20 protein-coding genes are annotated in these 24600 nt (G+C 61.6%); 8 read left to right on the top strand and 12 right to left on the bottom strand.

Annotated features, from left to right (window positions below):
- Positions 1 to 63: 63 nt before the first annotated feature.
- The 5 genes from C9383_RS20925 to gap form a co-directional block, all read right to left on the bottom strand.
- Positions 64 to 672, bottom strand: a complete 609-nt coding sequence (locus tag C9383_RS20925; RefSeq protein ID WP_060754237.1) for a biliverdin-producing heme oxygenase — start codon at positions 670 to 672, stop codon at positions 64 to 66.
- 135 nt (positions 673 to 807) lie between these two features.
- Positions 808 to 3366, bottom strand: a complete 2559-nt coding sequence (locus C9383_RS20920) for a TonB-dependent receptor (RefSeq protein WP_090368812.1) — start codon at positions 3364 to 3366, stop codon at positions 808 to 810.
- A gap of 116 nt (positions 3367 to 3482) precedes the next feature.
- Positions 3483 to 4451 (bottom strand): FecR family protein, encoded by a 969-nt coding sequence (locus tag C9383_RS20915; protein WP_090368814.1) that lies wholly within the window; start codon positions 4449 to 4451, stop codon positions 3483 to 3485.
- Between the two features lie 74 nt (positions 4452 to 4525).
- Entirely contained in the window at positions 4526 to 5044 is a 519-nt protein-coding gene (locus C9383_RS20910; RefSeq protein ID WP_060754234.1) for an RNA polymerase sigma factor, read from the bottom strand.
- A gap of 164 nt (positions 5045 to 5208) precedes the next feature.
- Positions 5209 to 6210: a type I glyceraldehyde-3-phosphate dehydrogenase gene (gene gap / locus C9383_RS20905; protein WP_090368816.1), complete on the bottom strand. Its 1002-nt coding sequence runs from the start codon at positions 6208 to 6210 to the stop codon at positions 5209 to 5211.
- A 221-nt stretch (positions 6211 to 6431) separates the two neighbouring features.
- On the opposite strand from gap, the gene edd reads away from it, so the two are divergent.
- The 4 genes from edd to C9383_RS20885 all read left to right on the top strand — a co-directional run bounded on the left by edd (position 6432) and on the right by C9383_RS20885 (position 11547).
- Positions 6432 to 8258 (top strand): phosphogluconate dehydratase, encoded by a 1827-nt coding sequence (gene edd / locus C9383_RS20900; protein WP_090368818.1) that lies wholly within the window; start codon positions 6432 to 6434, stop codon positions 8256 to 8258.
- Positions 8255 to 9211, top strand: coding sequence for a glucokinase (locus C9383_RS20895; RefSeq protein ID WP_060754231.1), 957 nt, complete (start codon positions 8255 to 8257; stop codon positions 9209 to 9211). Before edd ends, C9383_RS20895 begins: the two co-directional genes overlap by 4 nt.
- Before the next feature lie 142 nt (positions 9212 to 9353).
- Positions 9354 to 10088, top strand: coding sequence for a response regulator (locus tag C9383_RS20890; protein WP_060754230.1), 735 nt, complete (start codon positions 9354 to 9356; stop codon positions 10086 to 10088).
- 31 nt (positions 10089 to 10119) lie between these two features.
- Entirely contained in the window at positions 10120 to 11547 is a 1428-nt protein-coding gene (locus C9383_RS20885) for an ATP-binding protein (RefSeq protein WP_199777944.1), read from the top strand.
- A gap of 123 nt (positions 11548 to 11670) precedes the next feature.
- Here the strand turns inward: C9383_RS20885 and C9383_RS20880 are convergent, their stop codons facing one another.
- Positions 11671 to 12600, bottom strand: coding sequence for an AraC family transcriptional regulator (locus C9383_RS20880; RefSeq protein WP_060754228.1), 930 nt, complete (start codon positions 12598 to 12600; stop codon positions 11671 to 11673).
- A 328-nt stretch (positions 12601 to 12928) separates the two neighbouring features.
- On the opposite strand from C9383_RS20880, the gene C9383_RS20875 reads away from it, so the two are divergent.
- Both C9383_RS20875 and C9383_RS20870 read left to right on the top strand, forming a co-directional pair.
- Complete coding sequence (locus C9383_RS20875) at positions 12929 to 13270, top strand: antibiotic biosynthesis monooxygenase family protein (RefSeq protein WP_071484314.1); 342 nt, start codon at positions 12929 to 12931, stop codon at positions 13268 to 13270.
- An 8-nt stretch (positions 13271 to 13278) separates the two neighbouring features.
- A complete protein-coding gene (locus tag C9383_RS20870; protein WP_060754226.1) occupies positions 13279 to 13557 on the top strand; it encodes a hypothetical protein in 279 nt (92 codons plus the stop codon).
- Between the two features lie 115 nt (positions 13558 to 13672).
- Here the strand turns inward: C9383_RS20870 and C9383_RS20865 are convergent, their stop codons facing one another.
- Entirely contained in the window at positions 13673 to 14305 is a 633-nt protein-coding gene (locus C9383_RS20865) for a flavin reductase family protein (protein ID WP_090368820.1), read from the bottom strand.
- A 193-nt stretch (positions 14306 to 14498) separates the two neighbouring features.
- On the opposite strand from C9383_RS20865, the gene C9383_RS20860 reads away from it, so the two are divergent.
- Positions 14499 to 15254, top strand: coding sequence for a COG4705 family protein (locus C9383_RS20860; RefSeq protein WP_060754224.1), 756 nt, complete (start codon positions 14499 to 14501; stop codon positions 15252 to 15254).
- A gap of 121 nt (positions 15255 to 15375) precedes the next feature.
- Here C9383_RS20860 and C9383_RS20855 read toward each other — a convergent pair whose 3' ends face one another.
- From C9383_RS20855 to C9383_RS20840, 4 genes are all read right to left on the bottom strand, one after another.
- Complete coding sequence (locus tag C9383_RS20855) at positions 15376 to 16695, bottom strand: MFS transporter (protein ID WP_060754223.1); 1320 nt, start codon at positions 16693 to 16695, stop codon at positions 15376 to 15378.
- Between the two features lie 284 nt (positions 16696 to 16979).
- Complete coding sequence (locus C9383_RS20850; protein WP_090368822.1) at positions 16980 to 18305, bottom strand: sigma-54-dependent transcriptional regulator; 1326 nt, start codon at positions 18303 to 18305, stop codon at positions 16980 to 16982.
- Entirely contained in the window at positions 18299 to 20065 is a 1767-nt protein-coding gene (locus C9383_RS20845; RefSeq protein WP_090368824.1) for an ATP-binding protein, read from the bottom strand. Before C9383_RS20845 ends, C9383_RS20850 begins: the two co-directional genes overlap by 7 nt.
- Before the next feature lie 190 nt (positions 20066 to 20255).
- Positions 20256 to 21779: a fumarate hydratase gene (locus tag C9383_RS20840; RefSeq protein ID WP_090368826.1), complete on the bottom strand. Its 1524-nt coding sequence runs from the start codon at positions 21777 to 21779 to the stop codon at positions 20256 to 20258.
- A 214-nt stretch (positions 21780 to 21993) separates the two neighbouring features.
- On the opposite strand from C9383_RS20840, the gene C9383_RS20835 reads away from it, so the two are divergent.
- Positions 21994 to 22926, top strand: a complete 933-nt coding sequence (locus tag C9383_RS20835) for an iron-sulfur-binding ferredoxin reductase (RefSeq protein WP_090368827.1) — start codon at positions 21994 to 21996, stop codon at positions 22924 to 22926.
- A 173-nt stretch (positions 22927 to 23099) separates the two neighbouring features.
- Here C9383_RS20835 and pyk read toward each other — a convergent pair whose 3' ends face one another.
- Complete coding sequence (pyk, locus tag C9383_RS20830; protein ID WP_060754218.1) at positions 23100 to 24551, bottom strand: pyruvate kinase; 1452 nt, start codon at positions 24549 to 24551, stop codon at positions 23100 to 23102.
- Positions 24552 to 24600: the final 49 nt, after the last annotated feature.

Genomic DNA, 24600 nt, shown 5'->3' with positions numbered 1-24600 from the left:
TGAGATCTAGCTGTGGGAGGGAGCAAGCCCCTCCCACAGGTTGATGGCATTTCAATTCAGGCGTCAGGCCAGTTCGGGGGCGCTAGCGTACGCCTGTTCCAGCAGCACGGTGAAGCGCACGAATGCATCGATTGCACCTTTTTCTGCCGCGGCCTCTTCTTCGGCGTTCAATTCCAGGCCGTCGAGGGTGCGGGTAAAGCGCTTCCAGCCTTCGGCGCGGCCACCGGCCGGTTCACCCAGGTGACGGGCGCCGAAGGTTTCACTCAGGCCCAGGCCCACGGCGCGCTTGATCAGGAACGCGGCTCCCAGCTTGGAGCCTTCCGACACGAACAGCCAGCCCAAGGCTTGGGCTTTGCTGGGGTTCTTCACTGCGCCTGCGACCGGTGCCGGCACGTCGGTGTCCAGGTCGCCCAAGTCCAGCCTGGCGGCTTCGGCACGGCAGCGCTCGGCCAGGTCCGGGAAGATCTCGATCAGTTGCGGGTCGTTGTACAGGGCCACCAATTCCGACTGGAACAGGTATTGCGCCACTACGAAACGGGCGAAGTTGGCCTGGGTTTCGAATGGCGCGTGGGCTTTGACCAGCGCGTCGAGCTGGGCGTGTGGGGCGTGGGTGATCTGGTTCAGGCGCTGGGAGCGCAGGCTTGGGCGTTCTGCGGTAGGGGAAGCAGTCATCGAAAAAGTCCTTGAGAGGGGGAGCGCCTTGTGGCTCTAAAGAGAGCGGTTATCAACTAGACGAACAGGAAGACGCGGCACAGTAAAAAATCCTCACCTGCCGGCGACTGAAGCCGGCGAGGTGAGGTGCTTCGATCAGATGTCCCAGATCACATTGATCGCAAAGTTGCGGCCAGGCTGCGTCAGGCGGTCCAGGTTGGCCGGGCCGGTCACCGCGGCTTCGCCGACGCTGTCGTAGCTGCGTACGTCATCCCAGTTCCAGTACTTCTTGTCGGTCAGGTTGTAGAGGCCGGCGTTGAGGGTCACATCGCGGGTGACTTTGTAGTAGCCGGTCAGGTCGAGCACACCGAAGCCTGGTGTCTTGAACGGGCCGTTGCCATCCGGTGCGTGGAAGGTGCTGCTGTCGACGCGGTTCTGGCGTTTGACCAGGGTCCAGCTCAGCAGGCCACCGTAATTGTCCTGGTCGTAGCCCAGGCCGAACACGCCCTTGAGCGGGTTGACACTGTTGAGCGGCTCGCCGGTTTCGTCGTTACGACCGTAGGCATAGGACACCGAACCTTGGGTGTAAAGGCCGTGAGGCGCGCCGAAAGCATCCAGGTTCAGGCGACCCTTGGCTTCGGCGCCCTTGATGGTGGCACGCTTGATATTGACGGCCTGGAACTGTTCGACGGTGCCGCCGACCACGGCGTTGTCTTCGTCGATGAAGTTGCGGTACTTGTTGTAGAACACCGCGATGTCGAAGGAACCTGCGTCGAACTTGCCACGAATCCCGGTTTCAATGCCTTTGCTGGTTTCCGGCTTGAGGTCTGGGTTGGGCTCCACGGTGTAACCCAGGTTGAGGTTTTCAAAGCGGCCGTACAGCGCCTTGGCCGATGGCGTGCGGAAGCCCTCGGCGTACTGGCCGAACAAGGTGTATTGATCGGTGAGGGCGTAAGTCAGGCCGAACTTGGGCGTCACGCGGTGCCAGGTTTTGTCCTTGTCGTTGACCGTATCCTGGCCGGTCGGGTTGACGGTGTTGAGGAATTCCTGGGTCAGCTTGGGTTTGAGCTGGGTGTAGTCGTAGCGCAAGGCCGGCAGGAAGGTCCATTTGTCCCAGGAGATCTGGTCCTGGGCGAACAGCGAATAGGTGTTGATGGTCGGGTCCGGGAAATCACTGGACTTTTTCACGCTGTCGCCGGCGGAAGGGCTGGGCGCACCGATGGCGGTGCAGCCGGAGCCGACGGCCAGGCAGGTCGCCGAGCCTTCGCGCGAGCCGGTGACTTTCTGCTGCTTGAGCGTGGTGCCATAGGTCACCTGGTGATCGGTCTCGCCGAGGCTGAAAGCCTTGTCCAACTGGGCGTCGAACAACCACTGGCGTTCTTCGTAAAGGGTATCGCGGGTACGCAGGACGCGACGGCCGGACTGATAGATCTCAGCCGTGGTCTGGTCGGTCTTGGCGATCTGGTAATTGAGGCTGGTCTTGATGCGGTCGGCAATCGGCGATTGCAGGGCCAAGCTGTTTTCCAGGCCGAAGCGTTCACGGGTGATGGTGTCGTTGCCCCGGCGGTCACGGTACAGATTGAACCCCCGTCCGCCGATGAACGGGCCGCCTACGGCATTTTTCAGGTTGACGTCGCGGTCATCCTTGAACTTCTCGTAGGTCAGGCCCAGGCGGTTGTCATCGCCATAGTTCCAGCCCAGCTTGGCGAGGACATTGGTGGTGCGTGCCTCTTCCGGGTTGGCGCCGGTGCGGGCCAGGCCGGTGGCGTTGTTGCCGTCGTAGGACTCCATTTCATGCCCATTGCGCTGGCTCAGGTGCAGCAAGCCGTCGACGTCCTGCACGCGCCCGGCGACGGTGCCTGAGGTCAGCCAGCTATCGTCGGCGGAGCTGTAGCCGGTTTTCAGGCGGGCACCGACATCCTGGCCGGGCTTGATGATGTCGTCCGGGTCGAGGGTGAAATAGCTCACCGCGCCGCCAATCGCACTGCTGCCGTACAGGGCCGAGGCCGGGCCGCGGAGGATTTCCACACGCTTGACGATTTCCGGGTCGACATAATTGCGTCGCGTCTTGGCGTAGGGGCCGTTGAAGAAGTTGTCAGGGACTTCGACACCGTCCACCTGGGTGAGGATGCGGTCACCGTCGATACCGCGAATGTTGTAGCCGGCATTGCCGGAGCGGGTGCCCGCGCCGCCGACGGAGACGCCAGGTTCGTAACGCACCAGTTCGCGAATGGTGCTGACGTTCTGGCGGTCCAGTTCCTCGCGGTCATGCACCGTGACGGTGCTCGGCACACTGTTGACGTCCTGTTCATTACGGGTGGCGCTGATGGTCACCTGTTGCAAATTTAGCGTGCTGCCAGCTGCGCGCTTTTCCAGGACGATGGTGTTATTGCCCAGTTTGCGGTAGCTCAGGTTGGTCCCCACCAACAGCCGGTCCAGGGCTTTTTCCGCTGACAGCGGGCCGCGTACACCGGGGGACGATACGCCCTGGCCCAGTTCCGCCGGCAGGCCGACCTGCCAGCCGGTCACCGCGCTAAAGGCATTCAGCGCCGAGACCAGGGGTTGCTGCTCGATACTGAAAGTGTAATTGCCATGGCTGCGGGCGATGGGCTCGGCAGCCATGGCAACCGTCATGGGCGCGCCCGCCAGCAGGATGGCGGCGGTCAGCAAGGACAGGACGGGCGAGGAAGACCGGCGGTTGAAACGAGAGGACATCGAGAGCGCTCCGGAGGTACGAATCTTATAGTTGCGCACTGAACCAAATAGGAATCAGTTGCATTGGCTAAGACGAGACGTACCACTGCAGGCTATCGAGTAAAAATAATTCTCATTTAGTTCAGGATGACCAGTGCCGGGTACTCCGAGAGCTTGGCCGAGGTGATGTGCGCCAGGGAGCGCACCACGTCCAAGGGCTGGTCAAGCCGGTAATTGCCGGTGACGGCGACGCTGGCGAGCTTGTCGTTGTTGTTGACGATCCAGCCTGGGTAATAGCGGCGCAATTCAGCCAGTACTTCACCCATCGGGCAGTTTTCAAACACCAGTCGGCCCTGGACCCAGGCCAGGTCCTTGCTGGCATCCAGTTTGGCCGGTTGGCCAAAGCCCTGGGGGCCGATGCGGATGCTTTCACCGGCGCTCAGGCGCACCCGGGCATCGTTTGCGGTGGTGCTCAGGTCGACATCGCCGCGTTGCACCTGCACCTGCGCTTCGCCATTGAGGTAACGCACGGCGAAGTCGGTGTCGCGCACGCTGGCGCGCACCGGGCCGGCATCAATCTCCAGGGGCAGGCCGCGGCTGGGTACGACTTCGAAAAACGCCTCGCCTTGATACAGGCGTGCGACGCGCTGGTGATCCTTGATGCTGCTGGAAAGTGCCGAATTGGTATTCAGCAATACCTTCGAGCCATCGTCCAACTGCAGGCGCTGGCGTTCGCCCACGACGGTCAGGTGGTCGGCTTGCAGGCGCATGGGCAAATTGCTGAAGCTGAACAGTCCGAGCAGCAGCACGGCGGCGGTGGCCAAGGGTTTCCAATGCGGCTTGAGGCGGCGCCAGGCACTCGGCTTGCGGGGTGCGGCCAGGGCTACGGCGGCGCTGTGCACCGGCGCGCTACCCCACGCCGCCTCGGCTTTGGCGAAGGCGTGCGGGTGCGCCGGGTCGCTGGCCAACCAGGCGTCGAACTCGGCCTGTTGCCCGGGATGTGGGCACTGCAAGGCGACCAGCCAATCGAGCGCCTGGTTCATGGCCGCATCTTGCAGCACCTCATGAGCCAGCTCATGAGGGCGCAGTTTATTCGGGTCCGTCACGGTGTTCCTCGGGGCTTCGCCACGTTTTATTGGTCTTTCCTACAGCCTGGATCAACATTTCTGTCGGATGCAGCTTAAGGCTGATCCAGCCGGTCGGCCACACCTACACAGATGGCCATGATCAATTTCAGTTCCTTTTGCACGGTGCTCAAGGACACGTGGAGTTGGTCGGCAATCTCTTGATAGCTGCAACCGTGCAGGCGACTGAGGATAAAGATCTGCTGCTGGCGGGCGCTCAACTGGCCGAGGCTGACGCTCAGGTGTTCAAGCAATTGCTCGGCCTGGGTTGCATCTTCCGGGGTGCTGATGGGGGCGGCGACGCTTTGCAGGATATCCAGTGGGACATCTTCCTGCAGCGTACGGGCTTGAATCCTGCGCGCACGCAGATGATCCAGCGCCAGGTTGCGCGCCGTCTGATAAACGAAGGGTTCGAGGTGGTCGATCGGCCGCTCGCTGAGGGCACGGGTGACACGCAGGTAGGTTTCCTGCAACAGGTCTTCGGCGGTGCTGTGGTTATTCACCATCCGCTGCAAGGTGCGTAGCAGAATCACCCGTTGGGTGAGAAAGACTTGGTTGAAGCGAGATTGGCTCACAGTGATACCAGACCGATTTGCAGTTAATGATAATGCTTATCATCAACTGAAATGGCAAGTGCGGTATTTGATCGTTCCCACGCTCTGCGTGGGAATTCATCCTGTGACGCTTCGCGTCACGACCTTGGGACCGGGACGCAAAGCGTGGGAACCTGCAGGTCGCCTTATTCGGCGTTACACAGCGCCAGGCAGTTATCCAGCATACGGTTGGAGAAACCCCATTCGTTGTCATACCACGCCAGCACCTTCAGCAACTTGCCGCTGACCTTGGTGTGATTGGCATCGAAAATCGACGACAACGGGTTGTGGTTGAAGTCACTGGAAACCAGCGGCAAGGTGTTGTAGCCGAGGATTTTCGAGTGTTGGCTGGCTTCTTTGAGCAGTGCGTTGACTTCCTCGGCGGTGGCTTCTTTCTTCAACTGCACGGTGAGGTCGACCAGCGACACATTGATCACCGGTACACGGACCGCCATGCCGGTCAGCTTGCCTGCCAGTTCCGGCAGTACCAGGCCGACGGCTTCGGCCGCGCCGGTCTTGCTCGGAATCATGTTCTGGGTAGCCGAACGCGCGCGATACGGGTCGGTGTGGTAGACATCGGTCAGGTTCTGGTCGTTGGTGTAGGCATGAATGGTGGTCATCAAGCCGCTTTCGATCCCCAGCTCGCGATGCAGCACCTGGGCGACTGGTGCCAGGCAGTTGGTAGTGCACGAGGCGTTGGAGATGATCTGGTGGGATTGACGCAAAATGTCGTGGTTCACACCGTAGACCACGGTGGCGTCCGCGCCTTTGGCCGGTGCGGAGATGATCACCTTGCGCGCACCGGCGGTAACATGGGCGGCAGCCTTGGCACGGTCGGTGAACAGGCCGGTGCATTCGAACACCACATCGATTTTCAGCGCGGCCCATGGCAGTTCGGCCGGGTTGCGAATGGCACTGACGGCAATCCGGTCGCCGTTGACGGTCAGGCTTTCCTGATCGTGGGCGACCTCTGCTTCAAAAGTGCCATGCACGGTGTCGTATTTGAGCAGGTGGGCATTGATCGCGCTGTCGCCCAGATCATTGATGGCGACGATCTGCAAATCCTGGCGGTAGCCTTGGGTATACAGTGCGCGCAGGACATTACGGCCGATGCGGCCAAAACCATTGATTGCGATGCGAAGAGTCATTGGAAAGTGCCTGTCGTCGATTTGTTGTAAGAATTACAAGATTATTCGCATAAAAATAGAAAACAAGCCTTTTTAGTGGCAATATTTTGTTCAATCTACAACGAGTGACCTGAATCAACTGGTCCGATGATCCGAACGACACCCTGCCATCCCATGAGCTGCGGGCGTTTGGTCAACATAGGAACGAGGGTCGCCACATCCGTTAGCCTGGAGTTCTACACATGCATCCCCGCGTTCTTGAGGTCACCGAACGGCTTATCGCCCGCAGCCGCGCCACCCGCGAGGCCTACCTTGCGCTCATTCGCGGCGCCGCCAGCGACGGTCCGATGCGCGGTAAGCTGCAATGCGCCAACTTTGCCCATGGCGTGGCCGGCTGCGGTGCTGAAGATAAAAATAGTCTGCGTATGATGAATGCCGCCAACGTGGCAATTGTTTCCTCATATAACGACATGCTCTCGGCACACCAGCCGTACGAACATTTCCCTGAACAGATCAAGCAAGCCCTGCGTGAGGTCGGCTCGGTCGGCCAGTTCGCCGGCGGCACCCCCGCCATGTGCGACGGTGTGACCCAAGGTGAGCCCGGCATGGAGCTGAGCCTGCTCAGCCGCGAAGTGATTGCCATGTCCACGGCGGTAGCGCTGTCCCACAACATGTTCGACGCCGCCTTGATGCTGGGCATCTGCGACAAAATCGTCCCTGGCCTGATGATGGGCGCGCTGCGCTATGGTCACCTGCCGATGATCTTCGTCCCGGGCGGGCCGATGCCGTCGGGCATTTCCAACAAACAGAAGGCCGATGTGCGCCAGCGCTATGCCGAAGGCAAGGCCACCCGCGAAGAGCTGCTGGAATCGGAGATGAAGTCCTACCACAGCCCCGGCACCTGCACCTTCTACGGCACCGCCAACACCAACCAATTGCTGATGGAAGTGATGGGCCTGCACTTGCCGGGCGCTTCGTTCGTCAACCCGTACACGCCGCTGCGTGACGCACTGACCCGTGAAGCGGCGCATCAAGTCACGCGCCTGACCAAGGCCAACGGCAATTTCATGCCGATCGGCGAGATCGTCGACGAGAAGTCGATCGTCAACTCCATCGTCGCCCTCAACGCTACCGGCGGTTCGACCAACCACACCTTGCACATGCCGGCCATCGCCATGTCGGCGGGCATCATCCTCACCTGGCAGGACATGGCCGATCTCTCCGAGGTGGTGCCGACCCTGTCCCACGTGTATCCAAACGGCAAGGCCGATATCAACCACTTCCAGGCGGCGGGCGGCATGTCGTTCCTGATTCGCGAGCTGCTTGAGGCCGGCCTGCTCCACGAAGACGTCAACACCGTGGCCGGCAAGGGCTTGAGCCGCTACACCCAGGAGCCGTTCCTGGTCGACGGTGAGTTGATCTGGCGCGACGGCCCGATCGAGAGCCTCGATGAAACCATCCTGCGTCCCGTGGCCCGTGCATTCTCGGCCGAGGGCGGTTTGCGCGTGATGGAAGGCAACCTCGGTCGTGGGGTGATGAAAGTCTCGGCCGTGGCCCTGGAGCATCAAATCGTCGAAGCGCCGGCCGTGGTGTTCCAGGACCAACAGGACCTGGCCGACGCATTCAAGGCCGGCGAGTTGGAAAAGGACTTTGTCGCGGTGATGCGATTCCAGGGCCCACGCTCCAACGGCATGCCGGAATTGCATAAAATGACCCCGTTCCTCGGCGTGCTGCAAGACCGAGGCTTCAAAGTGGCATTGGTCACGGACGGGCGTATGTCCGGCGCCTCGGGTAAGATCCCCGCCGCGATCCACGTCAACCCCGAAGCACAGAGCGGCGGGCCGCTGGCGCGGGTGCAGAATGGCGATATCATTCGCGTGGATGGCGTGAAGGGCACCTTGGAGCTTAAGGTGGACGCCGAAGAATTCGCAGCGCGCACACCTGCCACGGGCCTGCTGGGCAATAACGTGGGGGCCGGTCGCGAACTGTTTGCATTTATGCGCTTGGCCGCAAGCTCCGCAGAGCAGGGCGCCAGCGCCTTTACCTCTGCCTTGGAGACGCTTAAGTGAAGCTTGCGCTGGTCGGTGACATCGGGGGAACCAACGCCCGTTTTGCGTTGTGGCAGGATCAGGAGCTGCATTCGATCCGGGTGCACGCCACGGCGGATCACTCAAGCCCTGAGGCGGCCATCATGGTCTACCTCAAGGAAGAGGGCCTGCAAATCGGCGACATCGGCGCGGTGTGCCTGTCGGTCGCCGGGCCGGTGAGCGGTGATGAATTTAAATTCACCAACAATCACTGGCGCCTGAGCAAGACTGCATTCTGTAAAACCCTGCAGGTGGATAACCTGCTGCTGGTCAATGATTTCACGGCCATGGCCCTGGGCATGACACGGCTCAAGCCCGACGAATTTCGCGTGGTCTGCGAAGGCACGCCGGAAGCGTTTCGCCCTGCGGTGGTGATCGGCCCGGGCACTGGCCTTGGCGTCGGTACGTTGCTGGATCTGGGTGGCGGCCGTTGGGCGGCGTTGCCGGGGGAGGGCGGCCATGTCGACCTGCCCCTGAGCAGCCCGCGTGAAACCCAGCTGTGGCAGCACATCCACAATGAGATCGGCCACGTCAGCGCCGAGACCGCCCTGAGCGGTGCGGGCCTGCCGCGTGTCTATCGCGCAATCTGTGCGGTGGATGGCCATACGCCGGTGCTGGACACGCCCGAAGCCATTACGGCGGCGGGGTTGGCCGGTGACCCGGTGGCCGTGGAAGTCTTGAACCAGTTCAGCATCTGGTTGGGCCGCGTAGCGGGCAACAACGTGCTGACCACCGGCGCGCGCGGCGGTGTGTATATCGTGGGCGGAGTGATACCGAGGTTTGCCGACTTCTTCATCAACAGTGGTTTTACCAAGAGCTTCAGTGACAAAGGCTGCATGAGCGACTACTTCAAAGGTATTCCGGTGTGGTTGGTGACCGCGCCGTATTCCGGGTTGACCGGGGCGGGTGTGGCGCTTGAGCAGGCTTTTGCATAGACCTTGATGGCCTCATCGGGAGCAAGCCCCCTCCCACACTTTGATGTGTGAATACATTCAAAATGTGGGAGGGGGCTTGCTCCCGATGGTGGCCCTAAGCAACACATGACTCAAGCTTGGCCATAACTACAAGGAGGACCCCGTGAGCGTAATCAGTAAATCGATTCTCCTCGTCGACGACGACCAGGAAATCCGCGAATTGCTGCAAACCTACCTCAGCCGCGCCGGGTTCCAAGTCCGTGGCGTGTCGGATGGTGCGGGGTTCCGCCAGGCCATGAGTGAGGCGCCGTGCGACCTGGTGATTCTTGATGTGATGCTGCCCGACGAAGACGGTTTCAGCCTGTGTCGTTGGGTTCGTCAGCACCCACGTCAGGCCCAGGTGCCGATCATCATGCTGACCGCCAGTTCCGACGAAGCCGACCGGGTGATCGGCCTGGAGCTGGGCGCCGACGATTACATCGGCAAGCCCTTCAGCCCCCGTGAGTTGCAAGCGCGGATCAAGGCCCTGTTGCGTCGTGCCCAGTTTGGCCAGGAGCGCAGCGGCGCGGGTGACGTGCTGGCGTTTGACGAGTGGCGGCTGGACATGATCAGCCACCGCCTGTTCCATGTGGATGGCGAGGAGGTGATCCTCTCCGGCGCCGACTTTGCCCTGCTCAAGCTGTTCCTTGACCACCCCCAACAGATTCTCGACCGCGACACCATCGGCAACGCCACCCGTGGCCGCGACCTGATGCCGCTGGACCGTATCGTCGACATGGCGGTCAGCCGCTTGCGCCAGCGCCTGCGCGATACCGAGAAACCCCCGCGGCTGATCCGCACCGTGCGTGGCAGCGGTTATCAACTGGCAGCCAGCGTGGTTGCCGGCAATGCCCACTGAGCGTCTGACCGAGCGCCGCATCCGCTTTCCCGTGCCCCGTTCGCTGCTGGGGCGCATGTTGCTGCTGACCCTGCTCGTGGTGCTGTTTGCCCAGGCACTGTCCAGCGTGATCTGGGTCTCGCAATTGCGCGCTACCCAGCTTGAAGGCCTGGTCACCAGTGCCCGTAGCCTGGCGCATTCGATGACCGCCAGCGTCAGTTACTTCCGCTCATTGCCGGTGGCCTATCGCCCGTTGGTGCTCGACCAACTGCGCAGCATGGGCGGCACCCGTTTCGTGGTGACCCTCAATGACCGGCCGCTGGACATGGCGATATTGCCGCAGACGCCGCGCAAGCAGGCCGTGCTTGAGGCCGTGGATGAAGTGCTGCGCCAGACCCTGGGTGCCGATGTGCATATCTCGGTGGAGTTCGTCAGTGCCGAAGACCTGCGGATTTTCAACGCCGGTTTGAAGCTCGATGAACTGCCGCGCTCCTGGGCGCATTACGCGCTGACCCTGGAACCGGTGAACCCGCCAGTACTGGTGACCCAGATCCAGCTTGCGCCCGGTGAGTGGCTGTACATCGCCTCGCTGCTGCCCGAGCCTTACACCAGCCTGGAAGAGCAGGGGCTGCCGGCCCAGCAGGTGTGGTTTATCGTGCTGACCAGCGGCTTGCTGTTGCTGTTCATCGGCCTGCTGGTGCACTGGCAGAGCCGGCCGCTCAAGCGCCTGGCGCGGGCGGCGCGGGACATGTCCCTGGGCGCCGATGTGGAGCCGGTAGCCGAGGGCGGCGGCAGCGAAGTGGTGGAGGTCGGGCGTGCCTTCAACGCCATGCGTGAGCGCATCAGCCGTTACTTGACCGAACGCAGCCAATTGTTCAGCGCGATCTCCCATGACCTGCGCACGCCGATTACCCGCTTGCGCCTGCGCGTGGAGCTGCTGGAAGACGAGAACCTGCAAACCAAATTCGGCCGCGACCTGGATGAGTTGGAGCTGCTGGTAAAGGGCGCGCTGCAATGTGTGAAAGACACTGACATCCACGAAAACATCGAACCGGTGGATTTGAATCACGTGCTCGACTGCCTGGTGGAGCCGTACCTGGCGCCCAATGGCAATGGCCGCATCACCCAGGACGGCCGTGCCCTGGCGCCTTATCCGGGCAAGCCGCTGGCGCTCAAGCGCTGCATCGGCAACCTGATCGACAACGCCTTGAAGTACGGGCAGAAAGCTCACTTGCATATCGAGGACGATGGCGTGGACTTTATCCTGCACGTCGACGACGAAGGCCCCGGCGTACCGGAGCAGCGCCTGGAGCAAGTCTTCGAACCGCATTTCCGCCTGGCCGGGCAGCAACAGGGCTACGGCCTGGGCCTGGGGATTGCGCGCAACATCGCGCACAGCCATGGCGGGGAAGTGAGCCTGCAGAACCTGCGTGAGGGGGGCCTGCGGGTGACCTTGCAACTGCCTCGTGGATTGGACTGAATACATGAGGTCAAAATGTGGGAGGGGGCTTGCTCCCGATTGCGCTGGGTCAGCTAGAGATAAGCTGACTGTCACACCGCTATCGGGAGCAAGCCCCCTCCCACATTTTTGATCTGCATGGGCTCAGATACTCTGGCGCAATCGGGCCAGGTCTCTTAAAGGCGGTGCCCCAAACAACCGGCTGTACTCGCGGCTGAACTGCGACGGGCTTTCATACCCGACTCGATACCCTGCTGCCGACGCTTCCAGCCCTTCGGCGATCATCAGCCGCCGCGCTTCCTGCAAACGCAACTGCTTCTGATATTGCAGCGGGCTCATCGCGGTGATCGCCTTGAAGCGATGGTGCAAGGTCGAAACGCTCAGGTTCACTTCCTTGGCCAGGTCATCGATACGCAGCGGTTGTTCGTAGTTGCCGTTTAACCAGGTGATTGCCTGGCTGACCCGATGGCTCTGGCTGTTGGCGACGGCGATTTCATACAGCCGATAGCCCTGCGGGCCACGCAATAGCCGATAGAGGATCTCGCGGTTGATCAATGGCGCGAGCATGGCGATGTCTTTGGGCGAGTCCAGCAGGCGCGTCAAGCGCAGCACCGCGTCGAGCAGTTGGCTGTCGATGCGGTCGACGTACATGCCACGGGAGGTGGGACGCGAGGGCACGCCCATCGGCCCGGCCTCGGCGATCAGGGCGGTGAGCTGCGCCGGGTCGATATTGATGCGTACTGACAGGTTGGGATCGTGCGGCGTGGCGTCGATGATCCGTCCCGCCACGGGCATAGCAACCGAGAACACCAGGTAGTTGAGTGGGTCGTAGGCAAAGATTTCGTCGGCCAGGCGGACTTCCTTGCTGCCACTGGCGAGGATGCACAAGGCCGGCTCCACCAGCACCGGCATGAAATCGCGCGGTGTGTTGTGGCGGTTCAGGTACAGCGAAGTGATAGCCGTGCCATAGGAACCGTCTTCCCAGGTATGGCGTTGCACGATGCTGGCCAGTTCGGCGCGCTGCTTTTCCATCTCGGCATCGAGGGGAATCAGCGGATGTTCAGGCGACGACATGGAGTGACCTCTACACGCTTCTTCGATGGGCTCAGCTTAGTGGGCGCTTTTCAAAAAGTGTTACGTCGATTCTGCACAATCCTTGCCTGATCCTGCGATATGGCGTGAATCAGGCAAGCGCAAGGCCCGTCATCTCCCTGAAACACTGAGCGTGTGCCTGGAACACGACCTGCTGGCCGAGTGGCTTATCTACGCTTCTCGCAGGATTGTGCAATAAGCCTGCAGGAATTGACTAACCGCGTTTGCACCCGCGCCGTTATCTTTGATCCTGTGGCAACCCGCCCTCAGCGTGTTTGCCGAGTATCACTTCTCAACGGGAGAGTCGAACATGTCCACCCCCATTCCCGCGAGCCATATGGCCTTTATCCGTGCCCGTACCGGGTGCAGCACCGAACTCGGTGCACGCTTGAGCAGTTTGATCGAACCGGGCCGTCAGGCTCAGGGTTGCCTGCAGTTTTCGTTGCAGCATTCCCAGGTCGACCCCGATGTGTGGCTGGTCTCGGGTTTCTGGAGTAGCGAGCAGGCGATGAGTGCCTACTTCAACTCGCCGGCCCTGATGATCTTTACCGAGTTGTTGAACGACATGGTAGTGCGCAGCATGGACTTCCAGACCTTCACCGATGCATCTGCCGTGCATGCCTACGGCGAGTACCTGCAACTCGCCGGTTGAGGGTTAGAATGGCCGACTTTCCATTGGCCAGGACCTGCAACATGGCACGTAAACAATTTGCCCACCACGAAGCCGTTTCCGCCGTAGTACCGGGGGAAGGGGGCTACAGCGCCGCCGTCGCCGTCAAGGCACTCGATGGCATGGGCGCACCCAGGTTTCACAAGATCCTTGATGGCCAGAAGTTCAAGACCGCCTCCGACGCCGACGATGCAGCCGCGCTGCAGCTTGAATACCTGGTCGACGTAGACGAAGACGGCCAACTGGCTTGGGCAACTGCCGCAAACTAGAAAGCGCCGTCGATCAGGGAGGGGGCTCCTGATAGCAGAGAGTCAGTCGATGCTGTGTTGACTTCACCAATGCTATCGGGAGCAAGCCCCCTCCCACAGGTTCAATTGCATGCTATCAGCGGCTATTGGCACCAGGGCGATACATCTTGAACAGCGCCTCTGGCCCCAACTGGAAGTAATCCGCCGGGCCGCCACCGCGCAGGATCGGTTCGGCGGCGGCGGTGTCGTAGATGCCATCCTTGAGCAACCACTTGGCGATGTGCACCGCGACCACTTCGCCCAGTACCAGCCAGCTCGGCACCAGTTGCTTGTCGGCGCGCTGCAGTTGAATGATCTGGGTCACCTTGCATTCAAACGAGACCGTGCTCTCGCCCACCCGCGGTACGCCAACGATTTTCGAGGCCACCGGCGTCAGGCCGGATAACTCGAATTCGTTCACCTCCGGCGCTACGGCGGCGCAACTCTGGTTCATCTGCTCGGCCAACGGGCGAGTGGCCAGGTTCCAGACAAACTCGCCGGTCTGTTCGATGTTGTTAAGGCTGTCTTTACGCCCGACGCTGGAAAACCCAATGATCGGCGGAATGTAGTTGAACGCATTGAAGAAGCTGTAGGGCGCCAGGTTCAGGCGGCCTTCGCGATCGTGGGAAGAAATCCAGCCGATCGGCCTTGGCCCGACGATGGCGTTGAACGGGTCATGGGGCAGGCCGTGACCGTTGGCAGGCTCGTAGAAATGGATATCGTCAGACATGACCGGGGGTTCCTGCTATTGGCTTCGGGAAGGAGGCCATACTGCAAGGCATGGCGCTGAATTTCCATCAACCGTATGGAATTTTCATTGATTGCCCACCGAATTTTCACAGCTCTGCATTCAGTCTGCGCGCCAGGCCGACACCCCTCTAAGTCGGCGCGTTGAAAGACTGAGCTTCGGAGCCTTCTGTACCATGAACAAACTTCCTCAGATCACCCTGGCGTTCTGGGTCATGAAAATCTGCGCAACCACCCTGGGCGAAACCGCCGGGGATTTGTTGTCGATGACCCTCAACGTTGGCTACGCCATCAGCTCGATGATCTTGATCAGCGTGTTCCTCGTCACCTTGCTGACGCAACTCTGGTCGAAAACCTACAACCCTGTGCTGTACTGGATCGTGATTTTGTCCACCAGCACCGCGGGCACCACCATGTCTGACTTCATGGACCGCACCCTGGGGCTGGGCTACGCCACGGGCTCCATGATCCTGATCGCGATCCTGATGATCATCTTCGCGTTGTGGCATGTCAGCGGCGACTCGCTGAACGTGAACAAAGTGCAAACCTTCCGGGGCGAGTTGTTCTACTGGATGGCCATCCTGTTCTCCAACACCTTGGGTACCGCGCTGGGCGACTTCCTGGCCGATGACTCGGGGCTCGGCTTTGCCGGTGGCGCCTTGTTGATCGGCTCGGCGATTGCCGGGGTAGTGGCGCTCAAGTACTTCACCCGGATCTCGTCGGTGCTGTTGTTCTGGGTGGCGTTTGTCTTGACCCGGCCGTTTGGTGCGACGCTGGGTGACTTCCTCACCAAACCCTATGAAAAGGGTGGGCTGGATTTCGGCACCATCGGTTCGTCGGCGGTATTGGCGGGTGTGCTGGTGGTGATGATTGCCGGGGCGTCGTATGCGCAGCGGCGATATGGGCGTCAGCCGGCAGCAGAGCTGTCCTGATCCGACTATCCAGGCAAGATAAAACTCAATGTGGGAGGGGGCTTGCTCCCGATAGCAGTGGTTCAGTCAACCGATTTATGGCTGACACACCGCCATCGGGAGCAAGCCCCCTCGCACCGTTTTAGTCGGTGGTGATGCGCGAGTGCTTGCGGGTGTCTTTCATGGTCACATAGACCAACAACGACACCGCGATACACGCAGTCACGTACCAGTAGTAGCCGGTTTCCATACCGATACTCTTGAACCACAGCGCGATGTATTCAGCGGTACCGCCGAAGATCGACACGGTCAACGCATACGGCAGGCCCACGCCCAAGGCACGAATCTCGGTGGGGAACAGCTCGGCTTTCACCACGGCATTGATCGAGGTGTAGCCGCTGACGATGATCAACGCCGCCATGATCAGGAAGAACGCACCCCACCAGGTCTGGATGGTGTGCAAGGTGGTGAGGATCGGTACGGTGCAGAGCGTGCCGAGGATGCCGAAGGCAATCAGGATCGGCCGACGGCCAACCTTGTCCGACAGCCCGCCGACCAGAGGTTGCAGGCACATGAACAGGAACAGCGTCGCCGCCGAGATGGTGGTGGAGTCGGAGATGCTCATGCCGACGGTGTTCACCAGGTATTTCTGCATGTAGGTGGTGTAGGTGTAGAACGCCAGGGTGCCGCCCATGGTCAGGCCGACGACGGTCATCAGTTCCTTGGGATGGCGCAGCAACGTGCGCATCGCGCTTTCCTTGGCTTTCTCCTTCTTGGTGAACGACTCGGTTTCTTCCATGCCTCGACGCAGGTACAGCGCGACAACCGCGCACAGGGCGCCGATGGCGAACGGGATGCGCCAGCCCCAGGCATACAGTTGCTCGGTGGTCAGTACTTGTTGCAGCACGATCAATACCGCCAGCGCGATGAGCTGGCCGGAGATCAGGGTCACGTACTGGAAGCTGGAGAAGAAACCGCGACGCTCCTTGGTCGCCATTTCACTCAGGTAAGTGGCCGAAGTGCCGTATTCGCCACCGACCGACAAACCTTGCAGCAGGCGGGCGAAGACCAGCAGGATCGGCGCGCCGATGCCGATGGTGTCGTAGCCAGGGCTCAGGGCGATCAGCAGCGAGCCGAAGCACATCAGCAATACCGAGGCCATCAGTGCAGCCTTGCGGCCCTTGTAGTCGGCGTACATGCCCATCAGCCAGCCGCCGATAGGGCGCATCAGGAAGCCCACGGCGAAGATCGCAGCGGTGTTCATCAATTGCGCGGTGGAGGAGCCTGCCGGGAAGAAGGTCTTGGCGAAGTACAGCGAGAAGGCGGCGTAGACGTACCAGTCGTACCACTCGACCATGTTGCCGACGGAGCCGCTGAAAATCGATTTGATCCGGCTGGAGGTGGTGCGCTCTTTTGCCGGCACGGCCGCCGACCCCAGAGGCAGGGTGTTGGAGTTATCCATTGAAGGATCCTTCATCTAGTTGTTTTTATGGAGCAGCGCGTGCGCAGCCTGGTTCGGCTATAGCAGGAGCTGTGCCAAGGGGATGAAGGCCCGATCTAGAAGGGTTGCAGGATTATTTTGAGCGGAAAGTCGCCGATGATTCTTTATGGTTGAGCGGAAATCCGCTTATGGCGGCAGGCCTCATCGGGAGCAAGCCCCCTGCCACATTGTGATTTGTGAACACATTCAAGTGCGGGAGGGGGCTTGCCCCCGATGACGGCCTGAAAGGCACCGCAAAGCCTGGCTTAGAGAAACATCTCCCGCACCAACCCATGACGCTGCATCTTTTCATTGAAAGTCCGGCGCGGCAGTTGCAGTTCCGCCAGGACCGCCTTGATATCGCCCTTGTGCCGGGTCAATGCGGCCTTCAAGCAATGAGCCTCGAAGGCTTCTTGCTGCGCGGCCAGCGATTGCCCGGCCTCGATACCCTCAGGCTCAGGTTCGCCAAGCCCCAGCACCTGGCGTTCGGCAACGTTGGCCAGTTCGCGCACGTTGCCCGGCCAGTCATGGCTGAGCAGGCGTCCCAATTGCGCGCCGCCGAGCGGCTCGGCGCTGCGGCCAAGGCGCTCGGCGGCATTTTGGGCAAAGTGATCGAACAGCAGTGGAATATCTTCACGGCGCTCACGCAAGGGCGGCAGGCGCAACTGTGCGACGTTCAGGCGATAAGCCAGGTCTTCGCGAAAGCGCCCGGCGCGGGCCTCTTCCAGCAGGTCGGGTTTGGTGGCGGCGATGATGCGCAGGTCGACGTGGATACTCTGGTTGGAGCCCAGCCGCTCCAGTTTCTGCTCCTGCAACACACGCAGCAGTTTCACCTGCTGGGCCAGGGGCATGCTTTCGATTTCATCCAGGAACAGTGTGCCGCCGTGAGCGTATTCCAACTTGCCGATACGCTTGCCCTGGGCGCCGGTGAAGGCGCCGCTTTCGTGGCCGAACAGCTCGGCTTCAAACAGCTGCTCGGGGATCGCTGCACAGTTGAGCGCCACAAATGGCTTCTTCGCCCGCGGGCCGAAATCATGCAGGCAACGGGCAACCAGTTCCTTGCCGCTGCCGGTCTCGCCACGGATCAGCACATTGACCGGCAAGCTGGCCAGGTCCAGCACCTGCCGGCGCAAGGTCTGCAAGCCCCGGGATACGCCGAGCAGGCTGGATTCAAGCTGTGCCCGTTGATCGGCCTGCTGGTGCAGGCGGCGGTTCTCCAGGATCAGCCCGCGTTTGTCCAGGGCGCGACGCAGGCTATTGAGCAGGGTATCGGGGCTGAAGGGTTTCTCGAGGAAATCGTAGGCACCGTCACGCATGGCTTCTACCGCCATCGGCACGTCGCCGTGGCCCGTCAGCAGGATCACCGGCAGGTCGGTATCGCGGCGCTGCACTTCGGCCAGCAGCTCCAGGCCGCTGAGCCCGGGCATGCGCACGTCGCTCAAGATGACACCGGGAAAGTCCCTGGGCAGTTGCGCCAGGCAGGCCTCGGCGCGGCTGAACAACTGCACGTCAAACCCCGACAGGCTCAGCCATTGCTCGACGGCCGTGCGGATGCTGGCTTCGTCATCGACCACAATCACCGCGTTCAACATAGGTCGGGTGTCTCCAGTGCGATAGGCAAGGTCAGGGTGAACACGGCGCCGTCGCCACGGTTGCCGGCGATCAGGCGCCCGCCCAGTTCGTGCACGATAGCGTAAGACACCGCCAGCCCCAGGCCCAGCCCGTCACCTACCGGCTTGGTGGTGAAGAAGGGGTCGAACACGCAGCTCAAATGCTCTTCGTCAATCCCGCCGCCACTGTCGCTGACGGTCAGTTGCCACAGCTGCTGATCGGCCTGCAGACGGATTTCCAGGCGCTTGCGCGGTTTATCGGCCATGGCGTCAAGGGCGTTGCGCAACAGGTTGATCAGTACCTGTTCCAGGCGGATCGCATCGCCGCGTACCCAGGCGGGGCGGGTCAGGTCCAGCACCACGCCGATGGCCTCATTACGCAGGCGCGCATCGAGCAGGTGCAGGGACTGGTCAACCACCGTGGCCAGGTCCAGGCGTTCACGCAGGCCACTGGGGCTTTTACGGGCGAACGTCTTGAGGTGGCCGGTCAGCGCGGCCATGCGCGTGAGCATGTCGTCCAGCGGAGTGAGCGCTTGGTAGGCGTCGTCCACGCGGCCATGATCCAGCAGCAGGCGCAGGGTTGCCAATTGCATGCGCTGGGCGGTCAGGGGCTGGTTGATTTCATGGGCGAGGGCGGCGGACATCTGGCCCAACGCCGCCAGCTTGGCCGATTGCACCAAACCGTCCTGGGCCATGCGCAAGGCTTGGGTGCGTTGCGCCACAAGCTGTTCGAGCTCTTCGCGGCTGCGCTGGCGCAAACGGGCCAGGCGCCAGCGCTGGGTCAGAAACAGCGTCAGGAACACCAATGCCAGCCAGGAGCCGGCAGCGGCGAGGCCGGCATTACGCTGGTCTTCAAGGGCGGGCTGGGGTTTGCGCAGCAGGTGCAGCGTCCAGCCTTCGGCCTTGAGCGGCAGCGATTCCCAGATGTAATCGGCGCTGCCGTCGGGGCCATTGACGCGCATCAGGTGGCTGTTGTCGTCGAAACGCTGCAGGGCTTGGGTCTCCAGTGGCTGCAAGCGCTTTTTGTCGTATTGGCGTGTGGCCTTGAGCTCGGCGAGGTCACCGTCCGACAACGGGCGCAGGTTGCGATAACGCCAGCCCGGCTGGTTGGCGATAAATACGATGCCGCGCGCGTCGCTGACCAGCAGCAGGTCATTGCCCTGGGCCCATTCGCGCTCAAGCTCGGGGAACTCCAACTTCACCACCATGGCACCGAGAAACTGCTCGTGTTCGTCCACTACCGCGCTGGAGAGAAAATAGCCGGGAATACCGGTGGTCACGCCCACCGCATAAAAGCGCCCGGCGCCCTGGCTCAGGGTCTGGCTGAAATAGGGTCGAAACGCGTAGTTATGCCCGACATAGCTGCTGGGCAGGTTCCAGTTACTGGCGGCGACAGCAAGGCCGGTGCGGTCCATCAGTTCCAGGGTAGAGGATTGCGCCGCACTGTTGATACGCTCCAGCTTGCGGTTGAGCACAGCCTGGGTGGTGGCATCCAGCGGGCCCTTCAATGCGTTGATCATTTCCGAGTCCAGCGCCAGCACGGCGGGCAGGGCACGGTAACGTTCGATCAGGGTGTGCAGGGAATTGCCATACAGCGTGAGCTGTTGTTTGGCGCGTGAAGCGTCGTCCACCAGGGCCTGGCGTTCGGCATGGCGGGTGGCGAAGGTCGCGGCGAGCAGCGCACCGGCGATGATCAACAGGCAGTAGAAAGTCAGGCGCAGGGGGCGAGGGATCGCAATCATACGGTGATGGGCAGGCACGGTAAGGGGTGAGCACCATACCATGCGCCATCGGGTGTAGTGAGCGGGCTTGCCCCGCGCTGGGTGGCAAAGCCGCCCCAAACCCAGGCCCCTCGGTATTCCTGAAACACCGTGGCGCCCTGGTTGGGGCGGCTGCGCCACCCAGCGCGGGGCAAGCCCGCTCACTACGGGCTTACTGGACTTCTACCGCCAGGCTGTCATTGATCTTTTTCTGCCAGATGGCAGGACCGGTGATGTGGACGGACTCGCCCTTGCTGTCCACCGCGACGGTGACCGGCATGTCTTTGACCTCGAACTCGTAGATCGCTTCCATGCCCAGTTCGGCGAAAGCCACGACGCGCGACTTCTTGATGGCCTGGGCCACCAGGTAAGCGGCGCCGCCGACGGCCATCAGGTACACGGCTTTGTGGTCCTTGATCGCTTCGATGGCGGTTGGGCCGCGCTCGGATTTGCCGATCATGCCCAGCAGGCCGGTTTGTTCGAGGATCTGACGGGTGAACTTGTCCATCCGCGTCGCGGTGGTCGGGCCTGCCGGGCCAACCACTTCTTCGCGCACCGGATCAACCGGGCCGACGTAGTAGATGAAGCGGCCCTTGAGGTCCACCGGCAGGGTTTCGCCCTTGTTCAGCATCTCGACCATGCGCTTGTGCGCCGCGTCGCGTCCGGTGAGCATCTTGCCGTTGAGCAATACGGTTTCGCCCGGCTTCCAGCTCTGTACTTCTTCTGGGGTCAGGGTATCGAGGTTGACGCGGCGGGCTGACGGGCCGGCTTCCCAGACGATTTCCGGGTAGGCGTCCAACGGTGGCGCTTCCAGCGATGCCGGGCCGGAACCGTCGAGCACGAAGTGGGCGTGACGGGTGGCGGCGCAGTTGGGGATCATGCACACCGGCAAGGACGCGGCGTGGGTCGGGTAGTCCATGATCTTCACATCGAGCACGGTGGTCAGGCCGCCGAGGCCCTGGGCGCCGATGCCCAGTTGGTTGACCTTCTCGAACAGCTCCAGGCGCATCTCTTCGATACGGTTCTGCGGGCCGCGCTTTTTCAGCTCGTGGATGTCGATGGATTCCATCAACACTTCCTTGGCCATGACGGCGGCTTTTTCGGCGGTGCCGCCGATGCCAATGCCCAGCATGCCCGGTGGGCACCAGCCGGCGCCCATGGTCGGAACGGTCTTCAGTACCCAGTCGACGATCGAGTCGGACGGGTTGAGCATCGCCATCTTCGACTTGTTCTCGGAACCGCCGCCCTTGGCTGCCACATCCACTTCCACGGTGTTACCCGGGACGATGGAGTAGTGGATCACGGCCGGGGTGTTGTCCTTGGTGTTCTTGCGCGCGCCTGCCGGGTCGGCAAGGATCGATGCACGCAGGACGTTTTCCGGCAGGTTGTAGGCGCGACGCACGCCTTCGTTGATCATGTCGTCCAGGCCCATGGTGGCGCCATCCCAACGTACGTCCATGCCCACGCGCACGAACACGGTGACGATACCGGTGTCCTGGCAGATCGGGCGGTGGCCGGTGGCGCACATGCGCGAGTTGATCAGGATCTGGGCGATGGAGTCACGGGCCGCTGGCGATTCTTCGCGCAGGTAGGCTTCGTGCATGGCCTGGATGAAGTCAACGGGGTGGTAGTAGGAAATGAATTGCAGGGCGTCGGCAACGCTCTGAATCAGGTCGTCTTGCTTGATCACGGTCATGAGTCGCGCTCCTCTATAAGGGAACATTCAATAAAGGTGGCTTCAGTGTTGCATCGGTCGGCTGAAGCCACCTTTCCAAGGCACGCCAAAGTGGTGCAGGCGCGACGCTAAAAAGGCGCGGCAGTATAACCCGGCACGGTGGCCGATACACCCGACTATGGTCAAACTGTCGCAGGCGTGATTCCCTGTGTGCCCCTTATGATTGAGTCCTCCCATGCCTGAACTGTACGTCGGTGAGCGCCACTGGTCGGTCACCACCGGCAGCAACCTGCTGGATGCCCTGAACCAGGCGGGTGTGGGCGTGCCCTACAGTTGTCGGGCGGGCAGTTGCCATGCGTGCCTGGTGCGATGCCTGGGACAGGTCGACGACCAGCAGCCAGACGCCTTGAGCCCGGCGCAACGCCAGGACGGCTGGCGTCTGGCGTGTCAGTGCCAGGTTATCGGCGATCTTGAGGTTGAGACCTTTGATCCGCTGCGTGACGGTTTGGCGGCCCGGGTGGTCGGTGCCGACTGGTTGAACACAAACGTGCTGCGCCTGCGCCTGCAACCGGAACATGGCCTGCGTTATCGGGCCGGGCAACATCTGGTGTTGTGGGCGGGGCAGGTAGCGCGCCCCTATTCCCTGGCCAGCTTGCCCCAGGAAGATCCGTTCCTGGAGTTTCACCTCGATTGCCGCCAGCCGGGTGAGTTCAGCGATATTGCCCGGCAGTTGCAGGTGGGCGATGCGCTGCGATTGGGCGAGTTGCGCGGGGGAGCACTGCAATACGATCCCGACTGGCACACCCGGCCGTTGTGGCTGCTGGCTTCCGGCACCGGCTTGGGGCCTTTGTGGGGTGTGCTGCGTGAGGCGTTGCGCCAGGATCATCAAGGCGCCATCCGCGTGATTCACCTGGCCCATGATGCGCAGGCTCATTACTTGGCCGGTCCCCTGGCGGAGCTGGCCGCGCAGCATCCCAACTTGACTGTGGAACTATGGACGGCGGCTGAGCTGGCCCAGGCATTGGCGCAACTGCGGCTTGGTTCGCGGCAAACCCTGGCTCTACTCTGCGGGCATCCTGCCAGTGTCGAGGCGTTTTCCAAGCGGCTGTTCCTGGCCGGCTTGCCGCGTAATCAACTGCTGGCCGATGTGTTTGTGCCCCGTGGTTGAGGGCTGAATTGAATCCATTAAGACAGTTGCTCCCACATTGTGATTTGTGAACACATTCAAGTGTGGGAGGGGGCTTGCTCCCGATAGGGCTATGAAGCCAATACAAAATCCGATCTGCAAAGCAAAAAGCCCCGCCATTCACATGGCGGGGCTTTTGTTTTTCTGCGTGTCACTCAGACCTGCGGGTCGCCCACATGCAGGATCTTCATGCCATTGGTGCCACCGGTGGTGTGGTAGCTGTCGCCCTTGGTCAGGATGACCCAGTCGCCTTTCTCGACGACGCCGCGCTTGACCAGTTCGTCGATCGCCTTCTGGCTGACTTCGTTAGGTGCCAGCGAGGCCGGATCGAACGGAATGGTGTATACGCCACGGAACATCGCCGCGCGGGCCTGGGCTTCGCGGTGGGGGGTGAACGCGTAGATCGGCACCGAGGAGCGGATGCGCGACATGATCAACGGCGTGTAGCCACTTTCGGTCAAGGCGATGATCGCTTTCACGCCCGGGAAGTGGTTGGCGGTGTACATGGCGGCCAGGGCGATGCTCTGGTCGCAGCTTTCGAACACTTTGCCGATACGGTGGCTGGAGGTCTTGCTGGTCGGGTGCTTTTCGGCACCGACGCAGATACGCGCCATGGCTTGAACGGCTTCCAGCGGGTACGGGCCGGCGGCGCTTTCAGCCGAGAGCATCACGGCGTCGGTGTAGTCGAGCACGGCGTTGGCCACGTCGGACACTTCGGCACGGGTCGGCATTGGGTTCTGGATCATCGACTCCATCATCTGGGTCGCCACGATCACCGCTTTGTTGTGGCGACGGGCGTGCAGGATGATTTTCTTCTGGATACCGATCAGCTCGGCGTCGCCGATTTCCACGCCCAGGTCGCCACGGGCAACCATCACTGCGTCGGAGGCATTGATCAGGCCGTCGAGGGTTTCGTCATCGGCCACGGCTTCGGCGCGTTCGATCTTCGCCACCAGCCAGGCGGTGCCGCCGGCTTCGTCACGCAGTTTACGCGCGTATTCCATATCAGCGGCGTCGCGCGGGAAGGACACGGCGAGGTAGTCCACTTCCATTTCGGCGGCGAGCTTGATGTCGGCCTTGTCTTTGTCAGTCAGCGCCGGCGCCGTCAGGCCACCACCGCGACGGTTGATGCCTTTGTGGTCGGACAGCGGGCCGCCGATGATCACGGTGCAGTGCAGTTCAGTCGGGGTCGCGGTTTCGACGCGCATCACTACGCGACCGTCGTCCAGCAGCAGCTCGTCACCGACGCCGCAGTCCTTGACCAGGTCCGGGTAATCGATACCCACGACTTGCTGGTTGCCTTCGGTCAGCGGATGGCTGGTGGAAAAGGTGAAGGTGTCACCGATCTTCAGCTCGATACGCTTATTGGTGAATTTGGCGATACGGATTTTCGGGCCTTGCAGGTCACCCAGCAATGCAACGAAGCGACCGTGCTTGGCGGCCAGGTCACGCACCAGTTTGGCGCGAGCCTTGTGCTCGTCCGGGGTGCCGTGGGAGAAGTTCAGACGGGCGACGTCCAAACCAGCCAGAATCAGCTGTTCGAGGACTTCCGGCGAGTTGCTGGCCGGGCCAAGGGTGGCGACGATTTTGGTACGACGGACGGACATGCACAGACTCCTGAGTTCAAGCGCTGGAGAAGGCTACTATGCTCTTTCG

The sequence above is a fragment of the Pseudomonas palleroniana genome, from assembly GCF_003031675.1.
Lineage (GTDB): Bacteria > Pseudomonadota > Gammaproteobacteria > Pseudomonadales > Pseudomonadaceae > Aquipseudomonas > Aquipseudomonas palleroniana.
Note: the sequence above shows the minus strand (reverse complement) of the source record. Positions and strands in the feature narration are given on the sequence as shown.